Origin of the sequence: Nonomuraea wenchangensis, from assembly GCF_900111685.1 — a bacterium.
GTDB classification, from domain to species: domain Bacteria; phylum Actinomycetota; class Actinomycetes; order Streptosporangiales; family Streptosporangiaceae; genus Nonomuraea; species Nonomuraea wenchangensis.
Genome location: NZ_FOHX01000029.1, coordinates 16,808 through 33,608 on the forward strand (window position 1 = coordinate 16,808; position 16,801 = coordinate 33,608).

14 protein-coding genes are annotated in these 16,801 nt (G+C 67.9%); 8 read left to right on the top strand and 6 right to left on the bottom strand.

The window, feature by feature from the left end:
• Positions 1-52: 52 nt before the first annotated feature.
• Both pglX and pglW read right to left on the bottom strand, forming a co-directional pair.
• Positions 53-3,643, bottom strand: coding sequence for a BREX-2 system adenine-specific DNA-methyltransferase PglX (gene pglX, locus BMW85_RS46855; RefSeq protein WP_091094241.1), 3,591 nt, complete (start codon positions 3,641-3,643; stop codon positions 53-55).
• Complete coding sequence (gene pglW, locus BMW85_RS46860; RefSeq protein WP_091094242.1) at positions 3,640-8,277, bottom strand: BREX system serine/threonine kinase PglW; 4,638 nt, start codon at positions 8,275-8,277, stop codon at positions 3,640-3,642. The genes pglX and pglW overlap by 4 nt, the downstream gene beginning before the upstream one ends.
• A 107-nt stretch (positions 8,278-8,384) precedes the next feature.
• Here pglW and BMW85_RS49110 point away from each other — a divergent pair, with 107 nt between their 5' ends.
• From BMW85_RS49110 to BMW85_RS46875, 6 genes are all read left to right on the top strand, one after another.
• A complete protein-coding gene (locus tag BMW85_RS49110; protein ID WP_143082657.1) occupies positions 8,385-8,621 on the top strand; it encodes a hypothetical protein in 237 nt (78 codons plus the stop codon).
• Positions 8,622-8,728: 107 nt separating this feature from the next.
• Positions 8,729-8,860, top strand: a complete 132-nt coding sequence (locus BMW85_RS52255) for a hypothetical protein (RefSeq protein WP_281249705.1) — start codon at positions 8,729-8,731, stop codon at positions 8,858-8,860.
• A gap of 486 nt (positions 8,861-9,346) precedes the next feature.
• Complete coding sequence (locus BMW85_RS50235) at positions 9,347-9,514, top strand: hypothetical protein (RefSeq protein WP_177241253.1); 168 nt, start codon at positions 9,347-9,349, stop codon at positions 9,512-9,514.
• A 461-nt stretch (positions 9,515-9,975) separates the two neighbouring features.
• Positions 9,976-10,314: an ArsR/SmtB family transcription factor gene (locus BMW85_RS46865; protein ID WP_091094243.1), complete on the top strand. Its 339-nt coding sequence runs from the start codon at positions 9,976-9,978 to the stop codon at positions 10,312-10,314.
• On the top strand, positions 10,311-10,787 hold the full coding sequence (locus tag BMW85_RS46870) for an SRPBCC domain-containing protein (protein ID WP_091094244.1): 477 nt from the start codon (positions 10,311-10,313) through the stop codon (positions 10,785-10,787). The genes BMW85_RS46865 and BMW85_RS46870 overlap by 4 nt, the downstream gene beginning before the upstream one ends.
• Entirely contained in the window at positions 10,784-11,410 is a 627-nt protein-coding gene (locus BMW85_RS46875; RefSeq protein WP_091094245.1) for a dihydrofolate reductase family protein, read from the top strand. The genes BMW85_RS46870 and BMW85_RS46875 overlap by 4 nt, the downstream gene beginning before the upstream one ends.
• A gap of 312 nt (positions 11,411-11,722) precedes the next feature.
• Here BMW85_RS46875 and BMW85_RS46880 read toward each other — a convergent pair whose 3' ends face one another.
• The 4 genes from BMW85_RS46880 to BMW85_RS46895 form a co-directional block, all read right to left on the bottom strand.
• Positions 11,723-12,811, bottom strand: a complete 1,089-nt coding sequence (locus BMW85_RS46880) for a VWA domain-containing protein (protein ID WP_177241254.1) — start codon at positions 12,809-12,811, stop codon at positions 11,723-11,725.
• Between the two features lie 147 nt (positions 12,812-12,958).
• On the bottom strand, positions 12,959-13,819 hold the full coding sequence (locus tag BMW85_RS46885) for an ABC transporter permease (protein WP_091094247.1): 861 nt from the start codon (positions 13,817-13,819) through the stop codon (positions 12,959-12,961).
• Positions 13,779-14,618 carry an ABC transporter ATP-binding protein gene (locus BMW85_RS46890; protein WP_091094248.1) on the bottom strand — a complete coding sequence of 280 codons (840 nt, stop codon included), beginning with the start codon at positions 14,616-14,618 and terminating at the stop codon, positions 13,779-13,781. Before BMW85_RS46890 ends, BMW85_RS46885 begins: the two co-directional genes overlap by 41 nt.
• Positions 14,615-15,070 (bottom strand): MarR family winged helix-turn-helix transcriptional regulator, encoded by a 456-nt coding sequence (locus BMW85_RS46895; RefSeq protein WP_091094249.1) that lies wholly within the window; start codon positions 15,068-15,070, stop codon positions 14,615-14,617. The genes BMW85_RS46890 and BMW85_RS46895 overlap by 4 nt, the downstream gene beginning before the upstream one ends.
• 158 nt (positions 15,071-15,228) lie before the next feature.
• Here BMW85_RS46895 and BMW85_RS49115 point away from each other — a divergent pair, with 158 nt between their 5' ends.
• Together BMW85_RS49115 and BMW85_RS46900 are read left to right on the top strand one after the other, a co-directional pair.
• Complete coding sequence (locus BMW85_RS49115; protein ID WP_143082658.1) at positions 15,229-15,486, top strand: hypothetical protein; 258 nt, start codon at positions 15,229-15,231, stop codon at positions 15,484-15,486.
• 214 nt (positions 15,487-15,700) lie between these two features.
• Entirely contained in the window at positions 15,701-16,747 is a 1,047-nt protein-coding gene (locus tag BMW85_RS46900; RefSeq protein WP_091094250.1) for a bile acid:sodium symporter family protein, read from the top strand.
• The last annotated feature ends 54 nt before the right edge of the window (positions 16,748-16,801 follow it).

The following is a 16,801-nucleotide window of genomic DNA, read 5'->3' on the forward strand; positions in this document are numbered from 1 at the left end:
GCCATCCCGCGCGCCTCTGCCACCCCGGACTGGATCGCAGAAGCCCGTCCGGTCACTTCTTGGCGCTGCGGCGGCCGCGCGCGGGCGCGGTCGGCCGCCACTTCCGCAGGTCGTCGTCGGTCAGGCCGTGCTCGCCCTGAATCTGCTGCCGGTAGCCCGAGAAGAAGTCGGCTGGGGAGCCGCTGTACATCGCGTCGAACTCGTGGTGCCACTGATACAGCCACGGCTGCAGCTCCAACAGGCCCGCCAGGAACGGGGCGATCTCCTCGGTAGTCAGGGGCTGGTTTGTGAAGTACGTGGCCAGCGCCTGTGCCTGCTCCCGATGGTCCCAGCCTGCCCAGCCGTACAGGTCAGGAAGGCCGGAGGCTGTCGAGGGATAGGAGATGAACCGCTCCTTGGGCACGTCGAGTTTGCCGCGCGCCCGCCAGTACGACGCCTTGATGAAGTCGGCCGAGGTGTACTTCGGCGGCACGGGGATGGAGTCACGTGTCTTCCGCTTGGCCGGCTCGTCCGGAGCAGCGTCCTCCTGGCGCTGCACGTCCCAGACATGCTCCCAGTCAGCGCGCTTCTTCAACCCGCTCGGTTTATAACGGAGAGCGGCGAGGAACGGCACGTGCTCGTCAGTTATCAGGTCGGCGACGAGCGCCGCGAGTTCTTGTCGGGGCGCGTAGATGCTCGCGACGGAGACGAAGTCCTCGTCACGGGAGAGTGCGTCGGTGAGCCGGGCGAGCGTGACGATGGCGGGCTGCCCGTTCTCGTCGTACCAGTTCTCATGCTTTTCGATGCGGTCCAGCAGCCAGGAACGCAGCGCCTTCTCCTGCAGTGCGTCCCACCCTTCAGTGGCCCAGCGCCGCTTGTACTCGGGTCGCTCGATCATGCCGATGGCGCGGGAGGACTCGATGGTGTCGATGCGCTTTTGGACGATCTGCTTGTACGGCTCAGGCCAGTGAACCGGGATCTCTGTGACGGGCGTGGATCCATGCCGCCTGAACCATTCGTCGGATGCTGCTCCCTTGGCCACTTTGCGGGCAAGAACAATCTCAAAGGCCCGCTCGCCTAGGGCGAGCTCGGGAATGTCAAACTCATCAAGGGTACGCACATCCTCGTCATGGAGGTTGTAAAGGGAGTAGACCTGCCAATCCAGTTCCTCCTGAAAGGCGATCATCTGGGCGCGGACAAAGTGCCATCTCGCCTTGGCTTCGCGGAGAGCGGCAACGGTGGGAGTTCGGGTTGTTATAGAGGCAGGATTTGTAGTGGCTATATCTTGAGCCAGTCTATCAAGGCGAGCAGCAAGAGATGTAGGATACTGATTAGGTAGTGGGTAATCTTCCAGGTTGGTGCCAGTGAACTCGTAGCGTTCTTCCCAGGCTTCGCTCTGGATGCCACGGCCAAGGCCACTACCCCCCTTCGCGTGACTCACCATCTTGAGCCAGAAGCAGGCAGTGGAGCTATTGAGAATACCGAGCAGGCGCAGATGCTTGGCCTCGCTCTCTCCCTCCCTTAACTTGATCACCGGTGCAGTACGAATAAATACCTTTTCTCCCCTATCTAAGACAAAATGATTATGAGTTGAAACAAAAGGGAAGGCAATTGAGAGTGGCACCTGATAGCGCTTCTTGAAGAACATTGAGTACTCAAACCATTTGAGGCCGCGCTCCAACTGAGTCGCCCCAAAGGCTACGCGATTCCTCAGAAGTACACGGTAGGGCCACAGGAACTGCTCGGTGTGCGGAGAAGTCTCCGCGCATAGATCGGCTTCGCCGTACGGCCAGAGCGACACCACAGGGCTCCCGGTAAGGTAATCCCGAACCTCGGAACCCTCGACAAGTGGTCGCTGGAGATGTCTTGGAATCCGGTGTCTATTAAGTGCACCAGCCCCAACCATATAGGCGCTGTCTTCGCGAGTAACCGCCCCAGCGCCGATGTCATCAGTCACTGCTGACAGTTTCTTCTGGGCCTGATGATTCAGAATCTCAACCATCTCTAGGCCGCCATTGGCTAGAATCCACGGCTGCTTGCCGAAGTATCGATCACGCCCGAGATCTTCTACCGAAACCCACTCGCTAATCGAACTGGGTTGGTCAATCTGGTTCACAATTGCACGCCAGACAAGCCCCTCCTTGGCACTCTCTGGCATCATTGGTTCACCTTGAACGGATCGAACTGTCCGAACGGTCTCCGAGCGGGTCCTTCCTGATCGACGCGTGCCAACTAGGATGACTGTCGGTGTCCCGTGGCCCGGAATGTACGCCCCCGATGTGTCAATGACCTCAGTGAGTTCGACCTTCTGGGCGAAGAAATCCTCGATCAGCTTCACACCGAATTCCCGCTTCATGAAGGAATTCGCCGTGATCTGGCCGACGATTCCGTACCCACGCCCGTCGGTGTCACCGCGCTTGGCCAGCTCGAAGAAGCGCTGGGCGAACGGAACCGATAGCGCATACGTTCCCGCGCAGGTGCTGTACAGTTCCCGGTACAGATCGTTCAGCTTCTTGTCCTTGACCGTGATGTACGGAGGGTTCCCTACCACTACGTGGTAACGCCCCGGCTCCAAGATGCCCGGGTACTCGTGTACGTCCTCAACGGTGTAGGCGAACTCTGCCAGCACATCTCGCGGCACCTCCTCCCCCAGGGGCAGCTCGAGTTGTCGCTCCTTGATGAGGGAGTCGCCAACCGCGAGATGCATCGGCCAGTCGTACTTGGCCGCCTCCGTCATCGTCCGCATGCCCGCGACCGCCATCGCGGCGACCAGAAGACGGAAGCGCGCGATCGCCACCGCGAACGGGTTCACGTCCACGCCATGTACCGAATCCAGCGCCGCCCGTACCCGCTCATGCCGTTCGGCATCCGGTCGGCGCGCGGCCCAGAGCCGCACCAATCGCCGGAAGGTACCCAGCACGAAGTGCCCCGACCCGCAGGTCGGGTCGATCATCTTCAGCTCCTCGAAGCCAAACTCGCGCACCGCCGGGTCCATCGTCCGGTCGAGGATGAACTCCTCCACGAACTCCGGCGTCTGCAGCAGCGCGTACGTCTTACGTGCGGCCTCCGACAGGTCCTGGTACAGGTCGCCCAGGAAGCGGGTGTCCCAGCCCTCGGTGCCGTCCTCGCTCAATGGATCGGTGAAGTCATGCACCAGCACACCGGTCTCGTCCCGCTCGCGCCAGAACTCGACCAGCTCCCGCGCTCCGTCGTGGCTCATCGGGATCTGGAAGAGCGGGTTGTGCGCCCGGTCGAACAGCAGCCGACCCGCCTGGCCCTCTCCCAGCTCCGCGAAGGCACGTTCCAACCAGCCGCGATACGTCGGATCCGGGTCCTCCTCGACATACGCTTCGTACCGCGCCTCGGCCAGGTCCCGGCGCTCGGTCTCCGGAGCCGTCAGGTAGGGCTCGGGGATGAGTCGGTTGTCCTCGCAGAACCTTACGAAGACCGTGCCGAGCACCCACGCCACCGCGACCTGGGTGACACGCTCATCGAGCCAGGAGGTCCAGGTCGCCGCCGTACGGCCCAGTTTGCGGGCCTGGTCGTATTCGGAGCGCAGCCGCGCCCCCGCCTCCGGCAGCGCCTTGACTTGCTTGGCGAGATCGGTCTCGACCGCCTTGACCTGTCGCTTCAGATCCTCCAGCAGAGCCTTGCGGTCGATCATCTCGCTCCTTCCGACGTCCTCTGGTTCTTCGCGCCTGCTCGATGTTCGTTACTGATCCATGCGTCCGGAAGCTCTATCCACTCCCCCAGTCCTGCCTGATACGGCACGGCGACGGTGCCCAGCTTCGGCTCACGCCCGGAATCGCTCTGCGGACACAGCAGCCACAGACCGCGCAGCCCCTGTCGCGCCGCCGCCGAGAGCCGGTCCAGCACCCCCATCGCGTCATAGCGGGCGAACACCGCGGCGTCCGTCAGCAGCACCGGGCCGGTGCCCGTCGCTAGGAGCTCACGCACTCGCGGCTCGATCCGGCCCCAAGCCGTGCGGGTGTACTCGGCGAGTTTCAGCGCCGCCCGCGTGCCGGGCTCGGCGACGTCCGCGCGGAGGATGGTCTCCCAAGTCGGCTTCGTGCCCGGCGGCACCAGCTCGTGCATCACCTCCAGGAACAGTCCGGTCATCGAGACCACCTCCGCTCCGAACCTGCCGGACGCGTTCGAGAGCTCGGTGACCGCCTGTCTGCTCAGCCCGGCCCGCACGGTCAGCACCCGGAAACCGTCCCGTCGCACCGAGGCGGCCAGCCGCTCCTCCGCGCGCACCGCAGCCGCGATCTGCGGATCGTCGGAGTAGCGGGTGATGCCGGCGTCGGCCGTCGTGCGCCGCCAGGCGCGCACGGTGAGATAGCTGGAGGCGGCGTCCATGCGCGTGGGCAGATAACGCGGAGTTCCGCTGTCCTCGCGAGTGGATAGGGTGAGGTCGAATCCGGCGTCCCGAAGCGCCTTGGTCAGAGCTCCTCCGACGGGCAGGTCGTAGCCGCCCCTGCCGTCCGTCAGCTCAGGAAAGCGGGCGCGCACCCGCTCGTGGATGTCCTCAGCGGTCAGGCCAGGCTGCCGTCCCTCGGGCACACCGGGGGTGAGCCGCACCAGCCCCGCCTGCGTGAGCCGAAGGGCCCGCACCAACGACAGGTTCCGGGGATAGATCTCCAGCCGCGGGGTGGCGGCGGCGTTCCGGGACGCGGCCACCGCCAGCTCGACCATGCGACGCTCGTCCCACTCGATCGTGCCCGGCGGCGGGGTGATCGCCCCCAGCTCGCTCAGCACGATGGTCGCGGTCGGCAGCGTGTCCAGCTCGGCAAGGCGATCGGCGGCCCGGCCCAGACGGTGCGCGTAGTCGAGCAGACCAGGCGCGGACGGCGTGTCGGGCGAGTCGTCCTCGCCGACCTCCAGAGCCAGCAGGCCCGCGCCCATCGCCTCGTCCACGGCCTCACGGTTGGCGGCGTGCCGGAACGCGCTGTCCTCCGGGACGAGCTGCTCGACCTCCACGACGGCCCGCACCGCGGCCAGGGCGACCGCGCGGCGCTGCTCGCGATCCCTGATGCGGGTGCCGCGCCGTACCGCCAGGACGTCGGCGATCTCCGCGGCCGCGGCCACCCGGCCGAGTCCGGTCAGCGATTGCAGGATCTCCTCACGCAGGGCCTGCACCGCGGGGAGCTTCTTCCACCGCATCCGCTGGGTCTTCAGCATCTGCGGGATACGTCCACGACTGAGACCGAGGGCGTCGGCCACCTCCCGCTGCTTCGGCCAGACCCCGATGCCCGGCAGCTCACCTCGCTCGTTGGGCAGGCGCAGCAGCAGCCGCACCATCTCGACCTCGTTCTGGTTCGACCCGTTCTGCTTTAACTCCGGCACCAGCAGCGCCGCGAGGGTGTCGAGGCTGACCGAGCGCAGGGCGCGCTGTGAGAGGTCATCCGCGCCCTCGCCGGTGACGAGGGTGTCCACGAGAGCGGATTCGGTCGCGCTGAGCCGCTCCAATTCCTCCTGCGCTTCGCGGCGGCCCTCGGGCGTGAGCGGGGAGACAGGCTTCTGGCGCAGCCGCTCACCCCACTCCCGCTGGCGGCGCTGGATCTCGTTGCGCGTCTTGGCGCCCAAGCCCGGAGCATTGATGAGGTTGCGCTGGCTGTAGTCCAACAGCTCGCCCACCGTTGTCACGCCCAGCCCGTACAGGAACGACTCAGCGGCCGGAGTCAGACCGGAGGCGGACAGGTGCGTGTCGCGCGTCACCTCGGCGGCGAGCCGGTCACGCTGCTGCTCGGCGGACTCCGGCTCGGCGGCGGCGATCGCCGGGGCACCCTCTGCCGGATCGGCCTGCTCGGATCGGGCAGGTGCCGGATGCAGGGAGCCGCGCGGGTCGGATGGCGCCGATTCCGACATGTCCAGGAAGAGCTTTTTCCAGGCGTCCCGCATGGGCTTGAGATCCCGGAAACGGTGCGCCACGTCCCGGTGCAGAGCCTTACGGAAGAACGCGACAAGCCCGTCGCGGATCGCGGGGTCGAAGGCATCGGCGGCGATCGCCGGGTACGGCCACTCCTCCGGGTCGGTCTGTCGAGCCGAGACCTTGCCGTCACTCCACTTGGGTAGTTCGCCGGAGGCCATCTCGTGCAATGTGACCGCGACGGCGTACCGCTCGGCGTGGGCGTCGTACACCGAACGCGTCAGCGTGCCGATGAACGGGTCGAGGTAACCGTCCGTGCCGGCGTCCGTTTCCTGTACCGGGTATCCGGCCAGCGAGAAGTCGATCAGCACCAGCTCCCGGGTGCGGTTGGGGCGGACACGGATGGCGATGTTGTCCGGCTTGATGTCGCGGTGCCACACACCTTCGCCCTCCAGGAAGTCGACGGCACCGAAAAGGTAGTCGCCGTACGCCTCCAGCTGGTCGACCTGGAGCCGGCCACTCTCGCGCAACTGCCGCGCCACGGTTTCTTCGCGGCGGCGGGTGCCGCCCGCGGTCTCCCCGTTCTCGTCCGGGTCGCGTTCGTCACCGACATATTCCAGGACGAGGACCGTACGCCCACCGATGACCAGCGGCTCCGGCTCGACCAGGCGGATGATGCGCGAGTCGGGACGAAGCCGTCCCATGACCTCGGCCTCGCGGGCCAGAACCTCGCCGCGGCTGTCGGACAGGGCGACCTTCAGCACCGCGAGCGCACGCGCGCCCCGCACCGCCCGACCCGCCTGCAAGTCGCGAACGAGGAAGGCACGGCTCGTCGAGCCGGTGCCCAGGCGACGCCGTACCTCCCAGCGACCGGCCAGCACGTCGCCCGCGACGGCCTCCAAAGGATCCTTGTCCGGAATCTGCGCCGTACCGGTGTCGGCGGCGGGAGTGGTGAGCGCGTCCTCGACGTACTCCAGCATCTCCAGGAACTCATCGACTGTGGCGAGCCGACGTTCCGGCCGGTAAGCGGTCGCGGCCTGCACCAGCTCGTCGATGTCCTCCGACAAGCCGTCCACGATCGCGCTGGGCCGCAGTCCCTCCCCCGCCTCCAGCCGTGCCAGCAGCTCGGCCTGACTCGCGGCCGGGGGCCTGCCGGTCGCCAGCAGGTAGGTGAGCACGCCGAGCCCGTAAACGTCGAGGGCGATCGGATCCGGGTTCATCGCGGTCAGCTCGGGCGCGAGGTACGGGTCCGAACCCTCGGACACGTGGATCGCAGACAGGGCCGTCGGGGCGAACCGCGTCATGCCCTGCGACGGCCCGCTCCCGCTGCGCTGAGTGGCGATCTGCCAATCGGAGATCTGCAGGCGTGGAGCGAGCCAGGCGGCCTCCTCCCCGATGGCATGGTCCTTGCGGCCTCGATTGCGGGGAATCACGTGTACGGAGCGGGCGGCCAGCGCACGGTGATGGATACGGCTGGAATGCGCCGAACGCATCGTCTCGGCTAGCTGCCGGACCAGGGCCATCCGAGCGAGGATGTCGAGCTTGTCCCCGTACTGGACCAGGTATTCGTCCAAGCGGAGGGTCTGCGGGTGGTAATCGAAGATCAGTGCGGGGCCGGCCGAGTGGCCAGAAGGGTCGTACTGTTTCAGCTGGACCACGCAGGGGTGGCGGAAACGGCGTAGAACGGCGGCCTCGCGCCGGGCGGCGTTCTCCACCGACGCGCGGATCGAGGCGTCCGATCCGCGCTCGCGCAGGTAGATGCGGACGCGAGCGAGCTCGGGCAGCTCGGCGTGACGGGCCAGGTAGTCGGCCCAGGTGGGGCCGGTGTCGAAGGACTTGCGCTCCAGGAGGTAGGGGCCGACCTTGTATTCGGCGTCGCTGCGACGAATGCCTATCCGTTCCAGCGCGCCCTTGATCTCCCGGGAGTCGGTCGCAGCGAGCCGCCGCCGCTCGTCGCGCGCGGGCTGCCGCAGCATCTCCACGAGTTTGTCGATCGTGTAGACGCCGTTCTGGTCATGAGCCGGAAGGCGGATTTTGAGCGAGGAATCTGTGAAGCAGACCGCCGCGGACACCCACACGCGCCTGCCGTACTGCCCCAGCAGCGCCGCCAGCTCCTTGGCCTTCTTGTCCACCAGGTGCAGCGGATTGCCATGAGGGACGCGGCGGCCCTCCTTGGTGGTCTGCACCCAGGTACCGTTCTCGGTGGTGAGACTGCCGCGCCAGTCCTTGAGCTCGACCATGTGCACGCCGCCGGGAGTAACGACCAGCAGATCGACCTCGCGCACGTGGCCGGCGTAGGCGGTGAAGGTGAAGTTCGACCAAGCCCGCCACGGCTCGCCGTCCGGCAGCTTCTTGCGGATGGCCTCCAGCCCGCGGCGCTCGTGATCGAACTCGGACTCGGTGACAGTGGTCCACCGGCCTTCGAGCATGCGCCCCACTCCGCTGTCGTCGTCGCTGTGTCGCACCCCGGCCGCTGAACCGAAGCCGAGCCGCAGGGCCAAGATGCTATCGGCGAGGCATAAGGTTTCGAAGCTAGATGAGCAAGAACATCATTGGACTACCGGTTGGCGCCGATGAACCCGACCTCCTTGCAACCCAGCTGTCGACGCAAGATTTAAGAGGTGCCCGCCTAGACACCATGCGCCAGACCGGCGCACCCGCCGGTGCTGGTCTTTTGCCCGACCCGCAGATTGCTTCGTTAGCGTCCATGGGAGTGGTGTACGGGTTTGAACCCGTTCGTCACCTTGACGCCCGAAAGGGAAGATCGATGTGACATGAGGGCGGCCACTCCGTGATCCTTCACAGCTGTCGAAGGCGTACGAAATCCGTCACCTTCCCCACGCCCCACCACCAGGGAATCAGGGAGCGAAAGGGCCGCACATGGACATCCAGATCAGCATTACCGGAATGATCGCCTACGAACCTCGCTTCTTCCCCGCCAGCCACAACGCGCCGGCCATGTGGTCGGCCAAGCTCAAGGCGGACGGGCCGGCGACGCCCGGCCGCGAATGATCGCCCTACATCCCGACCCGGATTTTCGAGGGGCCCGTCACCACGATCCCCTCGGGCAGAGACAGGGGCAGGGAGGAGGATGGCCCAGCCGCCAGCCGCCAGCCGCCAGCCGCCAGCCGCCAGCCGCCAGCCGACTCCGGCCAGGGCATGCAAGCCTTTGCTGGGTACCTGGCGCGGGCCCATGCTGCGGCATGTAACCCACCGGCCGCGTGGCTGCAGCGGGAGTCCGGCATCCCCCAAACGACCGTCGGAGACGCTGGTCGGCGGGCGCCGCAAGCGACTGCCGGACTGGAGTGAGCAGGTCGAGCCGCTGCTGCGGGCCTTACGCCGCCTGCTGGCCACAGCGTAAACAGCCGCACGCGGATCGAGGGAGGAAACAGACGGCCTGGGTCATGTTTCGCTGGCGTCTCCCAGGGCGACCCCGGATGACCCGGGGGTGGCCAGGTTTACCGGACTCAACCGGTGCCCACCCGCTGGTATCGAAGCATGTCCCGATCCAGATTGCGATACGGCCGCCTGGCCGCCCTCACTACCGCTGCCGCCTGGACCGTCCACACCGCCCTGTTCGGCTCCGACCGTCTCAGCGAACGCGCCTTCCGGCTGCTGCGCTGGATCGCCGACCAGCCCGAACCCTCCAAGCATCGCCCCCGGTAGGACCACCTCCCCGATGCCGGTCGTTGGTGGAACATCCGCCAGCCCTCACAGACGACCCGCATTCCCCCGCGCCCCGCTGCGTCGTCACCAAACGCACCAGACCGGTCACCACTCAAGCCGCCCGTGCGCAAAGGACTATGGACATTCGCGCAGTCGACTTCGGAAATCGAAATCCGCCCCGAAACCGTGGGTGGGGCGTTGAGTTTCGGGACGGTTTTCGGGACAGCAGGGGGGCACCAGCCGAAGGGGGGCCGATCAGACGATGGCCGAGCCGAACATGGACCGCGTGCACGCATCGCCCTCCGTTGGTAGCGCGGGTAGTCGGTGGCATTGACACCGATGCGGCTGACGAGCAGTTAACAGCTCCCTGAGCCCTTCTCTCGGTGACGGTTGGTGATCGCCTGTGCAGCTCGACAGTTAGCCCTTGCGCTAACTATTGCGGGGCTGCGATACTTAGCCGCGTGGCACAGTATTCGGAGCAGCTCGACGGGCTGTTCGTCGCCCTCGCCGACCCCACCCGGCGCGCCGTCGTCCGGCGCCTCGGCCACGGGCCCACGAGCGTCGGCGACCTCGCCCGCGAGTTCCCGATGACCCTTCCCTCGTTCATGAAGCACGTGCGGACGCTCGAATCGAACGGGCTGATCCGCACGGTCAAGTCCGGCCGAGTGCGCACTTGCGTGCTCAACCGCGAGCGGCTCGCCCTGGTCGACGATTGGCTCGCGGAGCAGCGCCGGATCTGGGGGGAGCGCACCGACCGCCTCGAACAGTTGGTCACCGACCCGGAGGAGAACACGCAGTGAATCCCGATCTCGACCTTGGCGTGGAGCGGATCATCCGCGCCCCGCGCGCGACCGTGTGGAGGGCCTGGACCGACCCGTCCCGGCTTGAGCAGTGGTGGGTCCCGGCTCCGTCCCGTTGCCGGGTGGACCGCCTGGACCTGCGGCCCGGCGGGGCGTTCGTGACGCGGCTGAGTGACGACGGGGCCGCGTTCGTCCCGCACCTGGACGCGTGCTTCCTCGCCGTGGACGAGCTCGAGCGGATCGTTTTCACCAATGCGATCGACAGCGCGTGGCGGCCCGCGAGCCCCGCCCCGGTCCCGATGACCGCCACGATCACGATGAACGATCACCCGGATGGCACGGACTACCGGATCGTCGTCCGGCACGGCGACCCGGAGGCCCGCGCTCATCACGAGAAGCTCGGCTTCGCCGAGGGTTGGGGGACGGCCGCCGGCCAGTTGGCCGCTCTCACCGAGAGCATGGCTAAGCGATGAAGATCACTCTCACCGAGTTCGTCACGCTCGACGGGGTCAGCCAGGGACCCGGCTCGCCGGACGAGGACACCAGCGACGGATTCATCCGTGGCGGCTGGCTCGTCCCCCACCTGGACGGGACGTTCGTCCAGCGCGCCTCCGACTGGCTCGACCTCGCCGACGGCCTGCTGCTCGGCCGACGGACCTACGAGGCGTTCGCACGCGACTGGCCGAAGATCACCGATCCTGCCGACCCCTTCGCCGAGCGGATGAACACCCTGCCGAAGTACGTCGTGACGAACACCCTCACCGAAGGGGCCTGGAACCCCGCGATCATCCTCAAGGGCGACCCGGTCCACGCGGTCACCGAACTCAAGGCACAGCCAGGCCGGGAACTCCAGATCCACGGCAGCGCCCGCCTGGGCGACTCACTGCTGTCGGCGGGCCTGATCGACACGCTCCGCCTCGTGGTCGCCCCCGCCGTCCTCCGGACCGGCCGACGGCTACTGACCGGCGCAGGCACCCCGTCCGGCCTCCACCTGCTCCATCACGAGGCCACGCCGAACGGCCTGCTGCTGCTCGAATACGAGGTGACCGGCCAAGCACGCCAAGGCGAATACGAGGGCGTCACCGCCTTCACATAAGCAGCGCTACCGGGAGCTCGGCAGCCTGATCCTGTCCGGTGTGCGCTAGGCCTCTGGCCTCGGCCTCGACCCTTCCGAATGCGTCAAGCAGGGCTGGGATGCTTTGCCCAGGCGGTGCTGATCCTGCGAATTGCCCGGTCGCGCACCGGGCGCTGACCCCCGGGATCCACACCGGCGGCGCGTACCGCCTCATCCAGGGCCTGGCGCGAGCCGCCCAGCCGGCGCAGCAGCGTGCTGCGGGAAACATCAGCAGGGCGTTGGCTGCCGCATCGCCTCAGTGCGCAGCTAGCGTGGTCGAAGCCAGCGCAATTACTACCGGAACCCCTTCAGCTCGTCGGCGACCAGCTTGACCACCAGGTCGTCCAGGGCCAGCACGGCGTACTCCGAGACGTGATGGTCGGTCTTGTCGCCCGGCGAGACGCTGTCGGCCCCGTACGTGAGGAAGGTGAAGCGGCCCATGGTGAGCTGGGCGAGCTGGCGGTAGATGTACTCGCCCTGGTCGTCCAGGCCCGACGAGGCGATCGGCTCGATCTTGATGCCGCGTGCTGCGGCCCGGCGGGCCTCGGCCAGGTAGTCCGGCCCGTCGTAGTCGAGGTGCGGCGGGGCGTCGGCGATGAGGAAGACCAGCTTGACCGCGTCCTCGCGCCAGGCCGGCTTGGCCAGCGCCTCGGCGAGCGCCGCGTTCAGGTCCTCGGGAGTGTCGCCGCCGCCTTCGGCCCGCACCGCGGTGAGCTGCTCGCGGAACGTTCCCACGTCGGCGGTGAAGTCGGTGGTCCTGGTGACGTACTCGTCGCCCTTGTCGCGGTAGAGCGTCATGCCGAGCTCCAGTTCGGGCGCCGCCGACAGCTTGGCGATGCGTGCGGCGACCGAGTCGACACTGGCGGTGAGGCGGCCGATCTCGTCGCCCATCGAGCCGGTGGTGTCGATAAGGAACAGCACCTGCAGCTTGGCCCGGCCCTGCGGAGCGGTGACGGGCAGCTTGACCTTGGGCGCCTGGCCGGTGGCCGCGGCGGTGGCTCCGCCGTACGAGACGGTGATCCGGCCGTCACCGAAGATCAGCGCGCGCCCGTCGGCGTAGGTGCGCGCCTGCTGATCCCCAGCCCGTACGGTGGCGCCGAACAGCGGCCGGCCGCGCCGGTCCGTCACGGTCACGATCCTGCGCCCGCTGACATCGGCGTCGCGCACCTCCTGGCCGCTGTCGGTGAACTTCTTGCGGTAGTCCAGGTAGGCGGTGAAGGCGGCGTTGTCGTCGACGCTGCCCGCGCGTAACCCCGGCTGCGCCTGGGCTTCGGACCCCCGTTCGGGCGCGCCGGAGGCGATCGTGCCTGTTGCGCCGCAGGCGGCTGTCAGGAGGACGGCGGACAGCGGCAGGGCGGCGAGAAGTACACGGTGACGTGTCATGATTTTTCCGACGGAAGGATCGGTGAGGACGTTCGGGCCCGGGCCACATGGTGACCGGGCCGTGCCCGACATGTGACCTCCCGAGCGAGCCCACTCAGCGGGCGGCGCACATCCCCTGACGCGTGGCGGACGCCGAGTCCCGCGGGATCATCGTGCCAGCCTCCCCAGCAGCACGGACGCCGCCGTGATGCCGATCGCCGTGGCCGCGAACAGCACCGCGAAGTCCAGCGGCAGGTGCGAGGGCACGCCGAGCAGCAGTCCGCGCAGCGCGTCGACCTGGTAGCTGAGCGGGTTGACGGCGCTGACGTACTGCAGCCAGGCCGGCATGGCCGTGGTCGGGTAGAGCGCGTTGGACGCGAAGAACAGCGGCATCGTGATCGCCTGCCCGATGCCCATCAGCCGGTCGCGGGTCAGGACGATCCCGGCGATCGTCACCGACAGGCAGGAGAAGAACGCCGAGCCGAGCAGCACGGCCACGATCACGCCGGCCAGGCGCAGCGGGTTCCAGGTCATGCTCACGCCCAGGAGCGCGGCGATGACCATGACGACCACCGCCTGGATCATCGCCTTCACCCCGGCGGCGAAGGCCTTGCCGGTGACCAGCGCGGCTCGCGGGGTCGGCGTGACCAGGAGCTTGGTCAGGACCCCCGAGTCGCGCTCCCAGATGATCTGGATGCCGTAGAAGATGGCGATGAACATCGTGGACTGCGCGATGATCCCGGGGGCCAGATAGTCCAGGTACGGGATGCCGTCGCTCGGGATCAGCTTGATGCGGGTGAAGGTCTCACCGAAGATCAGCAGCCACAGGGCGGGCTGGATCGCGCGGGTGTACAGCTCGGTGCGGTCGTGGCGCAGCTTCTGCAGCTCCACGACGCACATGGCGGCGACCCTGGCGGGCAGCACGCGCCACCCCGTACGGGCGCGCGGCGGAACGAGCAGCAGGTCGAGGCCGCCCGCGCCGGTGCTGTCAGCCGACGCGGGAGGCGGTGTTGCGGGTGCGGCGGACATCGCGGAACTCCCCTCCCTCTTCGTCGAGGCCGCTTCCGGCGACGTCGCGGAACACGTCCTCCAGTGTCGGGACCGAGCCGTCACCGCGCCGCTCGCGCAGATCGGCGATGAGCCGCTCCGGGGTGCCGAGAGCTCGTACGCGTCCCTTGTGCATGAGCGCGACCCGGTCGCAGTACTGTTCGGCCTCGTCCATGTAGTGCGTGGTGACCAGCACGGTCATCCCGGTGGCGGCGCGCACCGCCATGATGTGCTCCCAGACGCTGGTGCGGGCGATGGGGTCGAGCCCGATCGTCGGCTCGTCCAGCATGAGCAGGCGGGGCGCGCTGACCAGAGCCTGGGCGAGTTCGAGGCGGCGCACCATGCCGCCGGAGTAAGTGCCGGCCATCCGGTCGGCGGCGTCGGCCAGCCCGACGGCCTCCAGCGCCTGGCCGACCCGGCCCGCGCGCTCGCGCCGGGGGACGTCGAACACGCGGGCGAACAGGGAGACGTTCTCCCGGCCTGTGAGGCTCGCGTCCGCCGACAGTTGCTGGGGCACGTAGCCGAGCAGGCGGCGCACCGCCATCTTCTCGGTGGCCGCGTCGTGTCCGAAGACCCGCACCATCCCGGACGGGACGGGCAGCAGCGTGGTCACGCACCGGATCGCGGTGGTTTTGCCCGCCCCGTTGGGGCCGAGCAGGCCGAACACCTCTCCGGCGGTGACCGTCAGGTCGACGCCGTCGACGGCCCTGGTCTGGCCGAACGAATAGCGCAGGCCGGTGCAGGTGACCGCGTCACCTGTCGTCGGCGTACCGTCCCTCATGCCGTCCCCACCTCCTCGTGCAGGCCCTCGGCGAGCCTGCGCAGCGCCGGGAGCGCGGCGGCCAGCGCGGTCCGGTCCTCCTCGCTGAGCCGCTCCACCTGCTCGCGGATGAGCGCCGCGCGCCGCTCCTCCCAGGCGCGCAGCCGCGCCTCGGCCTCGGGGGTGGGCAGCAACCGGGCGGAACGGCGGTCGTCGTGGCCGGTCTCACGGCGCAGCAACCCGGCCGTCGTGAGCTGATTGACCAGCGTGGACACCGAGTTTCCGGCCAGGAAGAGCTCCCTGGCCGCCGCCGAGACGCCGATGCCGGGGTTGGCGGAGACCAGCCGCAGCAGCTCGACCTGGGCGCCGCGCAACCGCGGCCCGGTCAGCGCGCGGCGCAGCCTGCGCCGCAGGAGCCGCTGGATACCGGTCAGTACGCCCGCGAGAGCGTCGGGGAGATCCGTGCTGCCCATACTCAAACATTAGCTCTGTTCACGAGCTAATGAGAGGTACCCAGTGCAGCCGTAGCCGTCGAACCGGGTGATGATCTCCACGGCTTCGCCGGGCCGTAGCGAGACGGTGTCCTTATGGAAGGAGCGTGCATGCCTCGGCGTTGAACAAAGGGAGGTCAATGATGCGCCCCACCAGCAGCGTCCAGCGTTCCCGCCCACCTCGCGCGGCCCATGCCGCGAGCCGTGCCTTTCTGCCGACAGCGCTGCGTCCTGCCTGCCTTCCGCCGCCGAGGCCATTCACCGCCGGCGTGTTCTTCGCCTGGGCGCTCACCAACCTGCCGCACTACGACTTCACCCAAGCCTTGATCGGGACCCTCGTCCTTGCGGCGGTGGTCATTCTTGTCGCGGTCGGGATCTGGCGATCCACACGGAGATGACGGTCTTCTACTGACGCCCTGCAACCTGTCCTGTCCCATGCGGGTCACCAGCAGGGTGTCGCGCTCTCGCTGGGCTGGCTACGTCGGCCGGACGCAAGGCCAATCGGATCAGGCACATATTTCGTGATTGGGCCCTGGTGAGTCCGTCAGTAGGGTGCGCCAGTTCCTGCCCCCCGAAATTCTGGTCACTGACAGTAATCGATAGGTTGCTCAGATGATCAACCTGGTGGTGGGCGCGGTGCAGCGGCGGCTGCTCGCGTTGATGATCGTCTGCTATCTGCTGGCTGCCGTCGCACCGCGGCCGGGCGAGGCTCTGCGGGCGATGGCGCTTGGACCGGGTGGTCCGGTCACGGCGCCCATGATCTTGCTGGCTGTGATGTTGTCGACCGCCGGTCTCGGAATACGGGTACGGGATCTGCGCGCCGTCGTGGGCCGGCCCCTGCGGCTGGCGTCGGGTGTGGCGATGAACGCGCTCCTGCCTGTGGTGCTTCTGCCGGTTGCTGCGATGTGCCTGCGGGCCTGGCCCGACTCCGCGGAGGTGGAGTGCCTCGCGGTCGGGCTGCTGCTGGTGCTGGCCATGCCGATCGCCGGCGGTGCGGCGTCATGGGGGCAGAACGCTGGAGGCAACGTTCCCTTGGTGGTCGCCATGGTCGTGGGCTCGACGCTGCTCAGCCCTGTCACGGTTCCGTGGGGGCTGACCGTGTCCGCCGCCCTGGTCGGACCAGGGGGCGCCGGTACCCTTGACGACACGGCGCGGCTCGACAGGCTGGCCGGGACAGCGGGCGCGGGCGCGTTCGCGCTGGCCTTGATCGTGCTGCCCTCTCTGGCCGGGATCCTTGCGCGGGCCATGCTCGGGGAGCGGCGAGCGGCACGCATCGCGCCGGTCGTCAAGCTGGTCAACATCGTGAACATCCTGCTGCTGTGCTATCTCAACGCCTCCGGCGCGCTCGGGCAGGCGCTGTCGCCCCCCGACCCTGACTTCCTGGCCCTGGCCGTCGGCGTGGCCGGTGCGGTCTGCTGCCTGTCCTTCCTCGTCGGCAGGTGGATGTCCCGATGGACTAGATGCGACACTCCTGACGGCATCTCCCTCACCTTCGCCACCGGCATGAACAACACCAGCGCGGCGGCGGTCCTGGCCACAAGCTGGTTCGCGCACCGTCCGCAGGTCCTCGTGCCGATCCTGGCCTACAGCCTGCTGCAGAAGCTCGCCGCCAGTCTGTTCGGAACCCAGCCGCCCGCCCGGCCTGCGGCGCTGTCATGAGCCTCCAGCACCAGGCATATCCCTCCACCAGCGCCAGGATCCCCGCGGTGGGGA

Excerpts from the sequence above, each read along its gene's own strand:
- pglX (WP_091094241.1), bottom strand. The coding sequence starts at position 3,643 with ATGATCGACCGCAAGGCTCTGCTGGAGGATCTGAAGCGACAGGTCAAG.
- pglW (WP_091094242.1), bottom strand. The coding sequence starts at position 8,277 with ATGCTCGAAGGCCGGTGGACCACTGTCACCGAGTCCGAGTTCGATCAC.
- BMW85_RS49110 (WP_143082657.1), top strand. The coding sequence starts at position 8,385 with ATGAGCAAGAACATCATTGGACTACCGGTTGGCGCCGATGAACCCGAC.
- BMW85_RS52255 (WP_281249705.1), top strand. The coding sequence starts at position 8,729 with ATGGACATCCAGATCAGCATTACCGGAATGATCGCCTACGAACCTCGC.
- BMW85_RS50235 (WP_177241253.1), top strand. The coding sequence starts at position 9,347 with ATGTCCCGATCCAGATTGCGATACGGCCGCCTGGCCGCCCTCACTACC.
- BMW85_RS46875 (WP_091094245.1), top strand. The coding sequence starts at position 10,784 with ATGAAGATCACTCTCACCGAGTTCGTCACGCTCGACGGGGTCAGCCAG.
- BMW85_RS46880 (WP_177241254.1), bottom strand. The coding sequence starts at position 12,811 with ATGACACGTCACCGTGTACTTCTCGCCGCCCTGCCGCTGTCCGCCGTC.
- BMW85_RS46885 (WP_091094247.1), bottom strand. The coding sequence starts at position 13,819 with ATGTCCGCCGCACCCGCAACACCGCCTCCCGCGTCGGCTGACAGCACC.
- BMW85_RS46890 (WP_091094248.1), bottom strand. The coding sequence starts at position 14,618 with ATGAGGGACGGTACGCCGACGACAGGTGACGCGGTCACCTGCACCGGC.
- BMW85_RS46895 (WP_091094249.1), bottom strand. The coding sequence starts at position 15,070 with ATGGGCAGCACGGATCTCCCCGACGCTCTCGCGGGCGTACTGACCGGT.
- BMW85_RS49115 (WP_143082658.1), top strand. The coding sequence starts at position 15,229 with ATGATGCGCCCCACCAGCAGCGTCCAGCGTTCCCGCCCACCTCGCGCG.
- BMW85_RS46900 (WP_091094250.1), top strand. The coding sequence starts at position 15,701 with ATGATCAACCTGGTGGTGGGCGCGGTGCAGCGGCGGCTGCTCGCGTTG.